Genomic DNA, 15,137 nt, shown 5'->3' with positions numbered 1-15,137 from the left:
AGCCGATGCGGAAAGACGCATTGATCCGCTAGTTTCGCTCACCCGATCTCCAGCACCATTCCCGGCCTGAGCATCGGCAGCAGTGTCTCCATATCTGCCCGCGCAATCGCCACGCAGCCCTCTGTGCTGCGCTCCGCCGCCAGCTTGGCCTCGTTCCACAGGTGGAAGAAGATCGCGCTGCCTGCGCCCGGGACCGGGGGCGCATCGTTATGGCCCAGCACCAGCACCATGTCGTAGAGCATGTCCTCGCGTTGCAGCGTCTCGGCGCTGAAGGGATGCGGCAGGCGGACGGGGCGGTTATACGCGGGGTCGGCGGGGTCGTCGGACCAGCCGTCTTGTGCGTTCGTCCAGCGCCAGGGCAGCGCGAGACCCGGCGGAGGGCTGCTGCGGCCGGGGCGGAAGAGCGCGGCGCGGATCGGCCAGATGCCCATCGGGGTGCAGCCGTCGCCCTCGCGCTTGGCATCGGCGGCACACGCGCCGCTGCGACCGATGGTGCAGGGGATGGTCCAGTCGCCCAGCGTAACGGTTAGTGCCGCCGTATCGACGAACACTGTGTCGCTCACAGCTGGTGGCCGGTGCGGTCGCGCTTGGTGACCAGATAGCGCGCGTTATGCGGATTGGCCTCGATTTGCAGCGGCAGCCGCTCGGCAATCTCGACGCCCAGGCTGGCCAGCACCGCCTGCTTCTCCGGATTGTTGGTCATCAGCCGGATCGCGGGGACGCGCAACGCCTTCAGCATCTGCGCCGCCACCGCGAAATCGCGCGCGTCGGTGGGGAAGCCGAGCCGATTGTTGGCATCGACCGTGTCATGCCCCTGGTCCTGCAGCTGATAGGCGCGCAGCTTGTTGATCAGGCCGATGCCGCGCCCTTCCTGGCGCAGGTACAGCAATATGCCCCAGCGCGCATGCGCCATCGCGTGCAGCGCGCCGTTCAGCTGCGGCCCGCAATCGCATTTCAGGCTGCCGAACACATCGCCAGTCAGGCACTCGCTGTGCAGCCGCACGACGGGAATGCTGTCATCGGGCGTGCCGACGATCAGCGCAACATGCTCGTGAAAATCGGCATCCGAGCGGAAGGCGACGATCTCGGCGCTCTCGCTCGCGCTCACCGGCAGCCGCGCGCGCGCCGCGATGCGCAGCTGCGCCGGGTCGGCATAAGCGGCGACATCGCCGGGGGTGACGACCGGCGCGTCGAAATCGGCCTCGCTGGCCCCAAGCAGATGATAGGCGGGCAGCAATCCGGCGAGCCGCGCGAGCTGCATCGCGGCTTCGGCGGCCTCTGGCGCGGGCAGCGGCTGGGCTGCAAACGGCCCCTTCATCGGCTGCGCGAGATCGAGCGAGGGATCGGCAATCGCAACCGCACGGGCGCTGTCGAGCTCTCCGGGCACCGCGATCAGCACCGGCGCATCGGGGCGTGCGGCCTCTTTCTGGTTGGCGAGCTTCAAGGTAATCGCGCGTGCGGCGGAGATCAGCAGCTGCCGGTTGTGTCCCAATGGCGCGCCGCCGGTTTCGACCGGGCGCAGCGCAAGCCTGCCGCTCTCGCTCTCGACGATAATGTCCCAGCCCCGGGCCAGCGCATCGAGCGCCCGGGCCGCAGCGCGCGCGTTCATGGCACCGGATACCGGCAGGCGCGTCCCATCAGAACAGGAACTCGCTGATCAGCGGTGCGTGGTCGGAGGGCTGTGCCCAGCCGCGGCACGGTTCAACCACGCGATGGCTCTTCACCGTGTCGACGATGTCAGGCGAGACCCAGATATGGTCGAGGCGGCGGCCCTTGTCGGATACCGACCAGTCACGCGCGCGATAGCTCCACCAGGTGTAGAGCCGTTCGGGCGCGGGGTAGAATTTGCGGCCGATATCGACCCAGTTATGGGCGTCCTGCATCGCCTTCAGCCGCTCGATCTCGATCGCGGTGTGGCTGACGGTGTTGATGAGCTGCTTGTGGCTCCACACATCTGATTCGAGCGGGGCGATGTTGAAATCGCCCAGGATGATCGTGCGTCCATCGAGCCCGCGCGACCATTGGGTCATGCGCTCGAGAAAGTCGAGCTTCTGGCCGAATTTGGGGTTCACGTCGCGATCGGGCACTTCGCCGCCTGCGGGAACATAGACATTTTCCAGCCGCACCGTGCCGCCCAGCGGGCCGGTGATGCTGACGCCGATATGCCGCGCCTCGCCATTGGCCTGCCAGTCGAGCCGGTTATCCTCGCTCAGCCGCATCTTGCTGATGATCGCCACGCCGTGGTGCATCGGCTGTCCGTGCAGCTTCTGGAAATTATAGCCGAGCTGGCGAAAAGGGCCTTCGGGGAAGTCGTTGTTGATCACCTTGGTTTCCTGAAGGCACAGGATGTCGGGCTGCTCTTCGGCCAGGAACCGCTGGACCGAGGCCAGCCGGAAACGGACCGAGTTGATGTTCCACGAAGCGATCTTGATAGGGGCAGCCATGGCAGAGGCTCTAACCAGCGATTCCCCCAAACCCAAGCCCTAAACGTGGGACAGGGCGCAAAAAACCCTCGTCCCGGGGGCATTGGAACGAGGGTTCTTTGTTGCGTTCGTCACGCTTGGGTGAAGCCGGTGGTTCGATCAGGTAACAGGGGGAAACCTCATCGCCGTCTTCGAGATTGGTTTTAATGCGCCAACCCTGTCTGCCATGTGAACGGATTTGAGAATCTTTCGCAGCTCATCGATACCGTGGGTCGGTTCGTCAGGGCGAGGGTACGCGGATGCCTTACCGCCGCGGGCCCTTGCCGCGCGGATCGGTCCAGGCAAAGGCGCTGTCCGCGACTGCGACATTATATTGCTGGCCCGAAAGGCGAATCGTGGTCCGCTTGTTCTGCGAATCGAGCGCGACCCAGCCGACCAGCGACAGCCCGCCGGGGGCCGAGGCGCTGCGGGTGAAGATCAGGGTGATCACGCCATATTCGGGGCGCTTGGGGTCGCGCACCTCGATGCTGACCACAGCGGGATCGCCGGTGGGGACGACCTTGCCATAGCGGGTGAGATCGCGATTGGGATCAAGCAGCGCGCCGAGCGGCGAGTTGCGAATCGGCCAACGCTGGACCTGCTTGACCTGATAGTCGATCATGGTGAGCGCGCGGCCATCGCTGACGATCAGCAGCTGCGCGTCCTTCTGATATTCGAAGCGGATGCGGCCGGGCTGCTTGAGCGTCAGCGTGCCGGTCAGTGTCTGGCCGCTGCGGTCGGTCTGGGTGAAGCTGGCGCGCAGCGACTGCATGGCCTTGAGATGGCGCGAGACCTGCGCGAGTTCGCCGCCCTGGCCCACCTGCTGGCCGATCGCTGCACTGGGCAGGGCGGCAGGCATGGCAACAGCCGCGCTGGCAAGCAGCACGGCGGCAACGGATTTCATCGGGGTCTTCAGCATCGGGATCAGGCTTCCATCAAAAGGAAAATACGCTGAAATCCCTGGTCCGTTGCGATTGAACCGGCGCTGAATCGCCGGTTCATCGCGACAGACCCGACAAGATCACTTGATCTTGGCTTCCTTGAACTCGACGTGCTTGCGCGCGACGGGGTCATATTTGCGGAAGGTCATCTTCTCGGTGATGTTGCGCGGGTTCTTCTTGGTAACATAGAAGAATCCGGTGCCTTCGGTGCTGACCAGGCGGATCTTGACAGTGGCTGGCTTGGCCATGACCTGTTCCTTTGGGTTAGATATTCGGGTCCGGATGAAGGCTTGAGGCCGCCACCCGTGAGAATCACAAACACAAAGAGCGGCGCATTGGCCGCCCTTCAAACGCGAAGGCGGCCCATGCCGCATGCCCATCGGCTTGTCAAGCTGCGCCGCCGCCATGGCGGGCCCTGCCGTGCGAACGCGCAAACAGGCTTGCCCAAATTTTAACCGGTTTGTGCGAGCGTTCAGCGGTACCGGCATAACGCAGGAGCGCGACCCATGCAGCATCATTCGGCATCAGACCCCGCCCAGGACCGGCTGAAGCTGGCGCGCCAGCAACTGCGCATGCAGGCCGGGCATATCCGTTCGCTCGCCCGCCGGGTCGCACGCAACGATCTGCAGCGCGAGATCGGCAAGATGCGCCACATGGCCGAGGCGCACAGCCTGCCCTGCGTCAGCGACCTCGCCTATGGCCTCGAGCATCTGCTCGCCCAGGGCTGGAGCCGGACCATGGCCGCGCAATATCTGGATGCCATGGATGAGGCGATTGCCTGCGATCACGGCGATGGCGACATGCGCGCTGCGGTACTGGCGTCGATTGCGGTGCGCGGAGTGCGCTGATCCGCGCTATCACGTGCGCTGATGGAAGCCTTTTTCACCACCCTGTTGCTGACCGCGATCGTCCAGGCCGGCGACCGCGCGCAGCTGCTGTGCGCGGCGCTTGGCCAGCGCTTCGATCGGCCTGTGCCGCTGATGACCGGCGTTGTGTTCGCAAGCGGGTTGATGGCGCTGATCGGCGCGCTGGGCGGGGAGCTGATCGGCCTGTATATAAGCCTGGACGCGCTGCGCCTGTTCTATGCGCTGTCGCTGCTGTTTGCGGGGCTTGGCATGCTTGCCCCCCGCAGGCCGGTCGATACGCTGCCGGGATGGCGCACCGGACCTTTGCTTACAGGCATGATCGGCCTTGCGATCTTCCAGTTCGGGGACAAGGGCCAGTTCATCATCGCTGCCACCGCCGCGCGCAGCCATGACTGGATCTGGCCGCTGATCGGCGGCTGGGCCGGGACCGTGCTGGGGCTGGCACCGGCGGTCATCTGGCAGGCAGAGCTCGCCAACTGGCCGCTGCGCGTGGTGCGCCTGGGCGCCGGGCTGGCGATCACCCTGCTGGCCAGCGGGCTTGCCCTTTCGGCCTTCGGTCTGGTCTGACGAATCGGCCCGATCGATCAGGCAGGGCGGATAAATCGTCATAGGAATCGCGCAAAGCCAACCTATGTTAAACGCATTCGCAGCAATGACAGGAGAACGTCATGGGAAGCAAAAAGGGTGACAATGCCGGCAAGGCGCTGGCCGAGGCGATGAACGGCCTGCTGGCCGATGGCTTCGCGCTGTACCTCAAGACCAAGAATTTCCACTGGCACGTCGCGGGCCCGCATTTCCGCGAATATCATCTGCTGCTCGACGATCAGGCCACCCAGATCCTGGCCATTACCGATGCGATTGCCGAGCGGGTGCGCAAGAACGGCTTCCGCACGCTGACCTCGATCGGCGATATCGCGCGGCGCAGCTCGATCTCGGACAACGACAAGTCGGGCGTTGCGGCAGAGGCGATGCTCAAGGAACTGCGCGACGATAATCTGGCCTTTGTCGCCAAGCTGCGCGAGGTCAAGGAGCTCGCCGGCCAGGCAGGCGACAACGCCACCGATGGAATTGTCGACGACTGGACCGACCAGGCGCAGGAGCGCGCCTGGTTCCTTACCGAGACGCTCGGAAAGTAATCTCGCCGCGTTATTTTATGCCCAATCCCCCCTCTTTTGGGGGGATTGGGCATAGTCCGACGCCGTTTCTGTAACAAAATGTGTCAATGTGGCAACAGGTTGCCACAATCGGAACCAAAGCGGATCGGCTGCGTTGCCTTTCGCTTCGCGCTGGCTAATTTCCCCGGTCAACAAACACGTTGAGCAGGGGATTTTCATGACCTTCAAGACCTCTCACCTTCACAAGGCGATCCTGGGCGGATCCGCGGCAACGGCACTGGCCGTCGCGCTGGCCTCTGCGCCGGCGCTCGCGATCGTTCCGAACAACAACCAGACGCCCACCCAGATCATCGACAATGCGGGCGGCGTGAATGGCGTCGGCATGTTCTTCCGCAACGACGGCTTCGTCTGCACCGGCACGCTGATCAACCCGCGCACCGTGTTGTTCGCCGCGCACTGCGTCAACGACCGTCGCCAGACCGACTACAGCAGCATCGATGGCACCGTCCCGGCTGCCTTCTCGTTCAACGTCGACGCGCGTCCCGGCTTCCAGAACTGGTCCGCCAACGGCTTCCGTTCGAACACCTCGCTGAACGTCTTCAACATCAACCAGATCCAGTATGATCCCCGCTCGCTGCTGAACCCGCAGGGCCTGGGCTTCCTGGAGGCCGATATCGCGCTGGCAACGCTGGACACCCCGGCGGCCCGCATCCCGACCTGGGCACTGCTGTTCTCGCCGCTGCCGACGCCGACCAGCATCGATCCGGTCCGCGGCACCGGCTATCATGTCACGATCACCGGCTATGGCCGTTCGGGCAATGGCACCTCCGGTGCGACCCAGGGTGTCGACTTCCGTCGGCGCGCTGCTGAAAACATGCTCGGCGCGCTCGCTTCGCTCGACGATCGAAACGAATTCCTGTTCGGTCCTGCCGCGCCCGGCACGCCGCCGCTCGGCCAGAACCTCTACAATCTCGACTTTGACGATCCGCGCCGCGGAACGGCGGGTGCCAACCAGTTCGACATCAACATCCACCGCGACGATGCGCTGGCTGGCGAAGGCACGACGGCCGGTGGCGACTCGGGCGGTCCGCTGATCCTGACGGCCTCGCGCAACACGCTGTCGACCAAGAACCTGCAGATCGGCGTCCTGTCGGGCGGCAGCCGCTTCTTTGGCCCGCAGGCGTTCAGCAGCTATGGCACCACCAGCTTCTATCAGCCGCTTTACCTGTATTGGGATTATATCGCGGCGACCAACCCCTATCGCTATGTCACCGCGAATGCCGGCAGCGGCAACTGGGAAGACGCCAGCCGCTGGGTGACGACGCTCGATCCCAACTACAACATCATCAATGCCAGCGGCCAGGTGGTCAACGGCGTGCCGACCGGTCTCGGCCTCGGCATTGCCGGTGGCGATCCGGACTTCGGCCAGGTGTGTATCCAGGGTCTGGGCCTCAACGAGTGCCGCGATCTTGCCACCCGCACCAACTTTACCCCGGCTGCTCGCACCACGGACGGTACGACGGTCGTCTCGGGCATCGGCCGCGCCGACCTTAACGGTCAGCTGAACGGCGGCGCAGAGCAGGTTGCGCTGAACGCTGCCACCGGCGTTGAAACCGCTGCTGCTGCAACTGCCGCAACCGCTGTCGCATCGTCGACCGAGGCTGCTCCGGCTGCTGCTGCTGCCACGACGCTGACCCGCGCGGACATGATCAACTCGCTGAGCACCGGCGACAATGCCGTTGCCGGTCTGCAGACCCAGCTGGCCACTGCCGATATCGGTACGCCGCTGAGCCCTGCAGCCAGCGCCGACACCGCCGCTGCGCTGCAGAAGCTGGCCGAAGAGGCCCAGCGCAACGGTAGCGGCATCTTCCGCACCGGCCCGCTGCCCACCGCCACGCTGGCCAACGGCCTGCCGGGCGCGACCAACTTCGTGCCCAACAACATCAACCCCAACAACCGCACGGGCGTTGCTGGCCGTTACTTCGACGTGACGCTGGGCGCTGCCGGCACCACCACGCTGTCGAGCGTCGTCACCATCGACCGTCTGACGGTCGCCGGGACCGCCGGCCTCAATGTGGCATCGACCGGCAACCTCACCAGCCTGATCGATATCACCCAGACCGGCGGCACCGTGAACGTGGCGGGTCGTCTGCGCTCGGTTGGCGATTACACGCTGGCCGCAGGTCTGCTGACCGGCACCGGTACCATCCAGGCACCGTTCGTCACCAGCATCCTGGGCACCGTGGCGCCTGGCGGTGTGGGCAGCATCGGTACGCTGACCATTGACGGCAGCGCGGTGCTTTCGTCTGCAACCCAGTTCCTGGTGGATGTCGGCAACGGCACTGCGGATCGCCTGGCGATCACCGGATCGGCAAGCCTGGGTGGCCGCGTGATCGTCTCGCCGGTGGCCGGCTACACGATCAAGAATGGCGACGTCTATCGCATCGTCACCACCGGCGGCACGATTTCGGCAGCGTTCAACTCTGCCGCCCCGATCAGCGCCATCCTGACGCCGGTGCTCTCCACCAGCGTCAATGCCGTGGACCTGCGCATCAACGCAGGCCTGTATCGCAACGTGATCGCGGCAGGCTCGCTGACCCAGTCGTCCTATGCGGGCATCTTCGACAGCAACCGCGGTGCAGAGCGCACCTTCGCTGACGTCTATCTGCGCACCGACCTGATGTCGGCCGCCCAGATCCAGGCGCAGTTCGAAGCTCTGGCACCGTTCGCTGAATCGACTCGCCTCAACCTCGGCGAAGCGATGCTCTCGGCCACCTCGCGCTTCCACCGCACCCGCATGCAGTCGGCCCTATCCGGCGACATGGGCGGCACGATCGCGATGATCGGCCAGCCGCTCGGCATCGCTGCCACCGCCACCAGCGGTGCAGTGCTTCCCGGTGCAATGGCTGCCGTTGCAGCACAGGACAGCGGCGAAACCGTCACCGACTCGACCTCGCTCGACAGCCGCTTTGCGGTGTACCTGGGCGGTGGCTATCTGAACGGCAAGGCCGCTCCGATGCCGACCGCGCTGACCAATGGCCGCCGGGACTTCTTCGATGGCTATTTCATCACCGCCGGCTTCGAATATCTGCCGCGTGATGGCGTGGTGCTCGGCATCTCGGGCAGCTATTCGGACGTCGATGCCAATGTCGTGCGCGGCCAGGCAGCTTCGGGCGAGCTGATCGAGGGCAGCATCTACGGTGCGGTCACCACGCCGGGCGGCCTGATCGTCGATGGCCGCGTCAGCGCGGGCCGCTTCACGGCGGACACCGCTCGCACGGTTGTCATCGGCAACACCGCGACGTTCAACCTGGCGACCAATGACGACAGCCTGTCGATCACTGCCGAACTGGGTCTGTCGCGTCCGTTCGAGACCAAGACGATCGTGTTCACTCCGCGCATTGCGGCCCAGTATCAGTATATCGGCTTTGACGATGTGCGCGAAGTGGGCGGTGGTCCGGCTCTGGATATCGACCGCAACAAGTTCGACAGCCTGCAGGTGCGCGTCGGTGCATCGGCCAGCGCCAAGAAGACTGCGGTGTTCCGTCCGTACATCTATGCCGATTACGTCTATGACGTGATGAACGGCGATAGCTTCTTCGGTGCCAATTTCGCCGGAAGCACCACGGGCCGCTTCAACTTCGCCTATCGTTCGGACGACCGGAACTGGGCAGAGGCGGGCGTTGGTCTGACGATCTCGCAGCCGACCTTCGACTTCACCGCGTCGATCGACACCACGGTGGGTCGCCAGGACTTCCAGGCACAGCAATACTCGCTCTCGGCACTGTTCCGCTTCTAAGCGACAGCCCGGGCGCCAGCCTCAACGAAAGGCCCGTCAGCCGTGAGGCTGGCGGGCTTTTTGCATGACGTGGATTGTACTCGGGCCGATTAATCTGGCCGCCACGGCCGAATGCGATTTCGCCATGCCCGATGCCGTCGTCTGGCCAAGATAAAGAGCGCTGCCATCAGCGCGACAATGCCTATTGCTGGGAATGACCAAAGGTATGCGAACAAAGCCAGCTCGTCTTTGCTGCCACGTATCAACAGCTTGGGCGAATGGGCAAGACTCTCAATCAGGCACCCCCGCCCATGGCACGCAAAGCCATAGCGCTCTGGCCACCCCACCTGCTCCCCCAGCCACCAACCAAGCAGAACCAAGATTAAGGTAATCCCGAGAAGCCCAGTTATGAAAACCGAAAAACGCAATGGTCCTATCTGGCGGTACAGATCGAGGAATTGGCCGATACTCATGGTCTAAAAGGTGTCCTACACCCGTTCAACTATGGCCAGATCTTACGGTTTCCCAAAATCAGCTTCAAGCTCCAGATTTACGGATTTCGGGGGTGGTGCGCTTAATTGAATTGCCGGCTGTGGCAGTATCAATGACCAAACCGAGGACACGCGCGTAACCCATCGATTACGAACTGGGCCGCTCCCACTCCCACTCCGCTCAGCCTGAGCCTGTCGAAGGCCCCGCTATACGGCCTGTATGGGCGCGGGTCTAAAGCCCGCGGCTCAGGATGAGCGGGGGTGGGCGGGCTGGCCCAGCGCAGTGGCCGTGTGTAGAAAGCCGGGTGCATGCCTACCACGGCCGAATGCGCGCAGTTCCCAGCCGATCACCCTATTGAAAACTCGCCCTCAACCCATCGATCACGAATTGCGCCGCCAGCGCTGCAAGCAGCACGCCCAGCAGGCGGGTGATCACCGCCTCGGCCTTCGCGCCGAGCAGCTTCATCAGCGGTCCGGCAGCGAGCAGCGCGACCAGGGTCAGTAGCAGCACGGTCAGCAGCGCGGCCAGGATCGTCAGCGCGCGATCCAGGCCTTCGTTCTGCGAGACCAGCAGCATCACCGACGCGATGGATCCAGGGCCAGCGATCATCGGCATGGCCATCGGGAAGATCGAGACATCCTCGATCTCGGGCGTCTCGATCACCTTCTGCGCGCGCTGCTCGCGGCGTTCGGTGCGTTTTTCGAACACCATGTCGAGCGCGATCAGGAACAGCATGATGCCGCCTGCGATGCGGAAGCTGTTGAGCTCGATATGCAGCGCGGAAAGCAGCACCTCGCCGAACAGCGCAAAGACGAGCAGAATGCCGCCCGCCACGATGACCGCGCGGATCGCCATACTGCGCCGCTGCTGGGCATTGGCCCCGGTGGTCATGCTGGCATAGATCGGCGCGCAGCCGGGCGGATCGATCACCACGAACAGCGTGACGAAGGCTGAGACAAACAGTTCGATCATGCGGCCTCCGCCGGAACGTCGTCACGCACCACGGTGTCGAACCCGGTGCCGTTCCACAAGTCTATGCTGATGGTCCGGCTGCCGTCGGCGCGCACTTCCCAGCGCCATACCATCGTGCCATCGGCCGACGCGCGCGCGCCGCTGGTGCCGGGGGCGGCGGGCTTTTCGCCCTTCGCAGCGGGGCCGAACGGGATAGCGCCCAGCGCTGCCTTGGGGTTGCCGGTGCACACCGCGGTGCGCGAGGAAATCATCTCATCGCCCGCGCGCGGCTGTTGCAGCATCGCGCCATGGTCCAGCACCCATTTCCAGTCTGCCTTCTTGGCGCGCGGCTTTTCCAGATTCTGCCAGACGGTGGTGTAATACCCGGTCGCGCCGCCGGGGAATTGCGATGCACCGGTCGATGCGCCGGTGCGGCCATCGCAGGCCATGAACAGCTTTTGCGGCTGCCATTTGACCGCCTGGGCCGGATCGGCGCGACCCTTCAGCCAGGCCTGGGCCAGCACCGGCTGGGGCACGAACATCAGCGCATCGGGCGTTGCGGTGGCGCGAAACGCGGTCCACTGGCCCTTGTCCTGCGCGGCCCGGGCAAAGGCGATCTCGGCGACCAGCACCGCGCTCGAATTGGCATAGGATTGGCCGGGCGGTCCCGGCGGCGGGCCACGCCGATCATCGCCGCCTCTCGGCGGGCCGGACTGGGCCTGAACGGTCAGCGGCACGATGCCGAGCAGCAGCGCTGCGACCAGCCGCGAAGCGCGCATCACATCCCCTCCGGATCGGCGAGACCCGCGCGCCGGTGCGCCGCGACCAGCGTGTTGCGCAACAGGCAGGCAATCGTCATCGGACCGACGCCGCCGGGCACCGGGGTAATCGCGCCTGCCACCGCAGCGCATTCATCATAGGCGCAATCGCCGACCAGCCTGGTCTTGCCGGGCTCGGTTCCGGGAACGCGGTTGATGCCGACATCGATCACGCAAGCCCCCGGCTTGATCCAGTCGCCCCGCACCATCTCCGCCCGGCCCACCGCCGCCACGACGATATCGGCCAGGCGGACGATCGCGGGCAGATCCTTCGTCCGGCTGTGCGCGATGGTCACGGTACAGCTCTGCTGCAGCAACAGCTGCGCCATCGGCTTGCCGACGATGTTCGAGCGGCCGATAACGACCGCGTGCAGGCCGGAGAGATCGCCCAGCGTGTCCTGGAGAAGCATCAGCGAGCCCAGCGGCGTGCAGGGAACGAGCGCGTCTTCCCCGACCGCGAGCTTGCCGGCATTGACGACATGGAAGCCGTCGACATCCTTGGCGGGATCGATTGCGGCGAGCACCGCCTTGTCGTCGATATGGCCGGGCAGCGGCAGCTGGACGAGAATGCCGTCGACCGCATCATCGGCATTGAGCGCGGCGACCAGATCGAGCAGCGCCTGCTGGCTGGTATCGGCGGGCAGCCGGTGCTCGAAGCTCTGCATCCCGGCTTCCACCGTCGCCTTGTGCTTGGAGCGGACATAGACCTGGCTTGCCGGGTCTTCGCCCACCAGCACCACCGCCAGCCCCGGCGCGCGGCCGACCTGTGCAACAAAGCTGGGAACGCGCGCGGCGAGACGCTCGCGCAAACCGGCCGCAAAGGCCTTTCCATCTATGATCCGGGCTGTCATGCCCGCCGCTCTATCGACAAATGCGCGTCATTGCCACAGCAGAGCGCGGGGCTGGACAGGCTTTAGGCGAACTGGACCCACAGACGCGGAATAATCGAATTGCGCAGGATCATGATCAGCAGCAGCACGATCATCGGTGCCAGGTCGATCATGCCGAGATCGGGCATGATCTTGCGGACGGGGCGATAGATCGGTTCGGTGATCCGGTGCAGCGATTCGACGATCTGGCGCACCAGGTCGTTCTGCATGCTGATGACATTGAAAGCGATCAGCCAGGACAGCACGATCTGGATGATGATGAACCAGGTCACCACCTGGAGGATGATATCCAGGATTTCGAGCAGGATCTGCATAGGTCTCTCAATATGGCCTTTTCGGATATCCAGGGCCGGATATCTAGGACGATCCGGGGTGTATTACAAGAGTAAAACGGCTTGGGCTCAGGCGCGGATCAGCGTGCCCGCCCCGCGCGAGGTGAAGATTTCCAGCAGCATCGCATGCGGCACCCGCCCATCGAGCACGACGGCAGCATCGACGCCCTGTTCGACCGCGTGCACGCAGGTCTCAAGCTTGGGGATCATCCCGCCGGTGATGGTGCCATCGGCGCGCAGCGCGGCGATGTCGGCCGGCGTCAGGTCGGACAGGAGCTGTTTCGCCTTGTCGAGCACGCCTGCGACATCGGTGAGCAGGAACAGGCGCGATGCCCCCAGCGCGGCGGCAACAGCGCCCGCCATGGTATCGGCGTTGATATTATAGGTCTGTCCGTCCGGCCCGACGCCGATCGGCGAGACCACGGGGATCATGCCTGCGTCCGATATGGTCTTGAGCACCGTGCAGTCGATCGATTCGGGTTCGCCGACAAAGCCCAAGTCGATCGCGCGTTCGATATTGCTGTCCGGGTCGCGCATCGTCCGCTCGACCTTGCTGGCGCGGACGAACCCTGCGTCCTTGCCGCTGATGCCGATCGCCTTGCCGCCAGCGGCCGCGATCCAGGTCACCAGCTCCTTGTTGATTGCGCCCAGCACCATCTCGGCGACATTGGCGGTCTCGCTGTCGGTGACGCGCAGGCCGTCGATGAATTCGGACTGGACGCCCAGCCGCTTCAGCATCGCGCCGATCTGCGGGCCGCCGCCGTGCACGACCACGGGGTTGATGCCGACCGCCTTCAGCAGCACGATGTCCTCGGCAAAATCGCGCGCCAGCTCGGGGTCGCCCATCGCATGGCCTCCATATTTGACGACGAAGCTCTTGCCGGCATAGCGCTGCATGAAGGGCAGCGCCTCGGTCAGTGTCTCTGCCTTGGCGAGCAGCGCGGGATCGTGAATATGGTCGCTCATGCGTCGAGCCTTTTGCCCAGCCGCACGAAGAACACAATCAGGAACGGCACCAATACGACCGAAAGCGCGACCTTGGCGACCATCTGGCCGACCAGCAGCTGACCGATCGGGAAGACGCCGTAAAAGGCGATGGTGACGAAGATCAGCGTGTCGACGATCTGCGACAGCGCAGAGGCGATGACCCCGCGGACCGCCAGGAAGCGGCCCGGCATGTTCTGGAGCTTGGAGAAGATATAGACATTGAGGAATTGCGACACGCCATAGGCGCACACGCCCGCCGCCCAGATGCGGCCCGTCGCGCCCAGGATCAGCTGGATGGCATCGGCATTTTCCGGCGCCATGTCGGGCGAGGGCGGCAGCGACCAGACGATCCACGACAGCAGCATCGAAAACAGCAGCGGCACGAAGCCGAACTTGACCAGGCTGTTGGCGGTGTCGCGCCCGTGCAGCTCGGCAATCGCGCTCGACACCACGACCAGCAGCAGAAAGGCAAAGATCCCCGCCTCTACCGCCAGCGGGCCGATGGCCACCTGTTTGTTGCCCAGCACGCCCGCCAGGCACACCATGCCGCCATAAAAGACGGAGAGCACGTAAAGAGAGCGCGGAATGCCGGGTGTTGCGGCAGTGGAAGAGGTCGTCATGGGGCCTGCGGTAACGGCTTTTTGGGCCTGGGGGAAGGGGTGCTCTTGCGCCGTCCCCCGGCATCCCGCACTATGCCGCGATGGCAGACTTTTCCGATGCGCTTGACGACAAGCACCGCGCCTTCATCGCGCGCCAGCCGATCTTCTTTGTCGCCACCGCGGCGGATGAGGCGCGGATCAACCTCAGCCCCAAGGGTTATGATGCGTTTCGCGTGCTGGGCGATACCCGCGTTGCCTATCTGGACCTGGGCGGTTCGGGCAACGAGACGCACGCGCATCTGGTCGCCGATGGCCGCATCACCATCATGTTTTGCGCGTTCGAACAGCCGGCGCTGATCCTGCGCATCTATGGGCGCGGTCGCCCGGTCCTGCCGCAGGATGCCGAATGGGACGCGCTGGCCGCGCATTTCACGATGCTGCCCGGCACCCGCCAGATTTTCGACATCACGGTCGACAGCGTGCAGACCAGCTGCGGCTGGGGCGTTCCGGTGATGCAGATGCAGCGCGAGCGCGAGACGCTCAAAAAGGCGCATCGGCAGAGCGATCCCGATGCCTGGCTCGCCAGGACCGCCGGGCGCACCCGGTCGATCGACGGGCTGCCGACCACGCCCAGCACGCGCTATTTCACCGATGTTGAGGGCTGATCACGCGTGAGCCTGAAAGCCATTGCCGAATATGCCGACCGCATCGAGGCGGAGATGGCGCGGCTTGCGCTGGGCGCTGAAGGCATCGACGCGCATATCTTTGATGGCGGCATGGCGGGCCTTGGCCTGGGCTTCATGACACCGGCGCGAATCATGGTGCTGCCCGAGGACGCGGCCCGGGCGCGGGTGGTGCTGGAAAAGCTGGGCGATGCCTGATCTTGTGGCGCAAAGCCCGATTGCG

General features: G+C 64.7%; 17 protein-coding genes. 6 read left to right on the top strand and 11 right to left on the bottom strand.

Translation table 11 applies throughout. The features are described from left to right. Positions 1-38 precede the first annotated feature (38 nt). The 5 genes from OU999_13075 to rpmG all read right to left on the bottom strand — a co-directional run bounded on the left by OU999_13075 (position 39) and on the right by rpmG (position 3,651). Positions 39-563 carry a L,D-transpeptidase family protein gene (locus OU999_13075; protein WAC22678.1) on the bottom strand — a complete coding sequence of 175 codons (525 nt, stop codon included), beginning with the start codon at positions 561-563 and terminating at the stop codon, positions 39-41. Then, positions 560-1,609 (bottom strand): GTP cyclohydrolase II, encoded by a 1,050-nt coding sequence (gene ribA / locus OU999_13070; protein WAC22677.1) that lies wholly within the window; start codon positions 1,607-1,609, stop codon positions 560-562. The genes OU999_13075 and ribA overlap by 4 nt, the downstream gene beginning before the upstream one ends. Positions 1,610-1,637: 28 nt before the next feature. Further along, positions 1,638-2,444 carry an exodeoxyribonuclease III gene (locus OU999_13065; GenBank protein ID WAC22676.1) on the bottom strand — a complete coding sequence of 269 codons (807 nt, stop codon included), beginning with the start codon at positions 2,442-2,444 and terminating at the stop codon, positions 1,638-1,640. 283 nt (positions 2,445-2,727) lie between these two features. Continuing rightward, the gene (locus tag OU999_13060; GenBank protein WAC22675.1) at positions 2,728-3,366 is read right to left on the bottom strand and encodes an outer membrane lipoprotein carrier protein LolA; all 639 of its coding nucleotides are present in this window, start codon (positions 3,364-3,366) and stop codon (positions 2,728-2,730) included. Between the two features lie 117 nt (positions 3,367-3,483). Further along, positions 3,484-3,651, bottom strand: coding sequence for a 50S ribosomal protein L33 (rpmG, locus tag OU999_13055; protein ID WAC22674.1), 168 nt, complete (start codon positions 3,649-3,651; stop codon positions 3,484-3,486). A gap of 258 nt (positions 3,652-3,909) precedes the next feature. Between rpmG and OU999_13050 the strand changes: the two genes are divergently transcribed. The 4 genes from OU999_13050 to OU999_13035 all read left to right on the top strand — a co-directional run bounded on the left by OU999_13050 (position 3,910) and on the right by OU999_13035 (position 9,183). After that, positions 3,910-4,251 carry a hypothetical protein gene (locus OU999_13050; GenBank protein WAC22673.1) on the top strand — a complete coding sequence of 114 codons (342 nt, stop codon included), beginning with the start codon at positions 3,910-3,912 and terminating at the stop codon, positions 4,249-4,251. 21 nt (positions 4,252-4,272) lie between these two features. After that, positions 4,273-4,836 (top strand): TMEM165/GDT1 family protein, encoded by a 564-nt coding sequence (locus OU999_13045; protein ID WAC22672.1) that lies wholly within the window; start codon positions 4,273-4,275, stop codon positions 4,834-4,836. Between the two features lie 101 nt (positions 4,837-4,937). Then, the gene (locus OU999_13040) at positions 4,938-5,405 is read left to right on the top strand and encodes a DNA starvation/stationary phase protection protein (protein ID WAC22671.1); all 468 of its coding nucleotides are present in this window, start codon (positions 4,938-4,940) and stop codon (positions 5,403-5,405) included. A 196-nt stretch (positions 5,406-5,601) separates the two neighbouring features. Next, on the top strand, positions 5,602-9,183 hold the full coding sequence (locus OU999_13035; protein ID WAC22670.1) for an autotransporter domain-containing protein: 3,582 nt from the start codon (positions 5,602-5,604) through the stop codon (positions 9,181-9,183). Positions 9,184-10,005: 822 nt separating this feature from the next. On the opposite strand, the gene OU999_13030 is transcribed toward OU999_13035, so the two are convergent. From OU999_13030 to OU999_13005, 6 genes are all read right to left on the bottom strand, one after another. After that, positions 10,006-10,626 carry a MarC family protein gene (locus tag OU999_13030; protein WAC22669.1) on the bottom strand — a complete coding sequence of 207 codons (621 nt, stop codon included), beginning with the start codon at positions 10,624-10,626 and terminating at the stop codon, positions 10,006-10,008. Continuing rightward, on the bottom strand, positions 10,623-11,384 hold the full coding sequence (locus tag OU999_13025; protein ID WAC22668.1) for a hypothetical protein: 762 nt from the start codon (positions 11,382-11,384) through the stop codon (positions 10,623-10,625). The genes OU999_13030 and OU999_13025 overlap by 4 nt, the downstream gene beginning before the upstream one ends. Further along, positions 11,384-12,274 carry a bifunctional methylenetetrahydrofolate dehydrogenase/methenyltetrahydrofolate cyclohydrolase FolD gene (gene folD / locus OU999_13020; GenBank protein WAC22667.1) on the bottom strand — a complete coding sequence of 297 codons (891 nt, stop codon included), beginning with the start codon at positions 12,272-12,274 and terminating at the stop codon, positions 11,384-11,386. Before folD ends, OU999_13025 begins: the two co-directional genes overlap by 1 nt. Before the next feature lie 62 nt (positions 12,275-12,336). After that, complete coding sequence (locus OU999_13015) at positions 12,337-12,627, bottom strand: YggT family protein (GenBank protein WAC22666.1); 291 nt, start codon at positions 12,625-12,627, stop codon at positions 12,337-12,339. A gap of 87 nt (positions 12,628-12,714) precedes the next feature. Beyond that, positions 12,715-13,611 (bottom strand): acetylglutamate kinase, encoded by an 897-nt coding sequence (argB, locus tag OU999_13010; GenBank protein ID WAC22665.1) that lies wholly within the window; start codon positions 13,609-13,611, stop codon positions 12,715-12,717. Then, the gene (locus OU999_13005) at positions 13,608-14,252 is read right to left on the bottom strand and encodes a queuosine precursor transporter (GenBank protein ID WAC22664.1); all 645 of its coding nucleotides are present in this window, start codon (positions 14,250-14,252) and stop codon (positions 13,608-13,610) included. Before OU999_13005 ends, argB begins: the two co-directional genes overlap by 4 nt. 80 nt (positions 14,253-14,332) lie before the next feature. Here OU999_13005 and OU999_13000 point away from each other — a divergent pair, with 80 nt between their 5' ends. Together OU999_13000 and OU999_12995 are read left to right on the top strand one after the other, a co-directional pair. Next, entirely contained in the window at positions 14,333-14,896 is a 564-nt protein-coding gene (locus tag OU999_13000; protein WAC22663.1) for a pyridoxamine 5'-phosphate oxidase family protein, read from the top strand. A 6-nt stretch (positions 14,897-14,902) separates the two neighbouring features. After that, positions 14,903-15,112, top strand: a complete 210-nt coding sequence (locus tag OU999_12995; protein WAC22662.1) for a DUF2007 domain-containing protein — start codon at positions 14,903-14,905, stop codon at positions 15,110-15,112. Positions 15,113-15,137: the final 25 nt, after the last annotated feature.

The sequence above is a fragment of the Blastomonas sp. SL216 genome, from assembly GCA_026625625.1.
Taxonomy (GTDB): domain Bacteria; phylum Pseudomonadota; class Alphaproteobacteria; order Sphingomonadales; family Sphingomonadaceae; genus Blastomonas.
The sequence above is the reverse complement of the archived record's forward strand: the minus strand, read 5'-3'. Positions and strand labels throughout refer to the sequence as shown.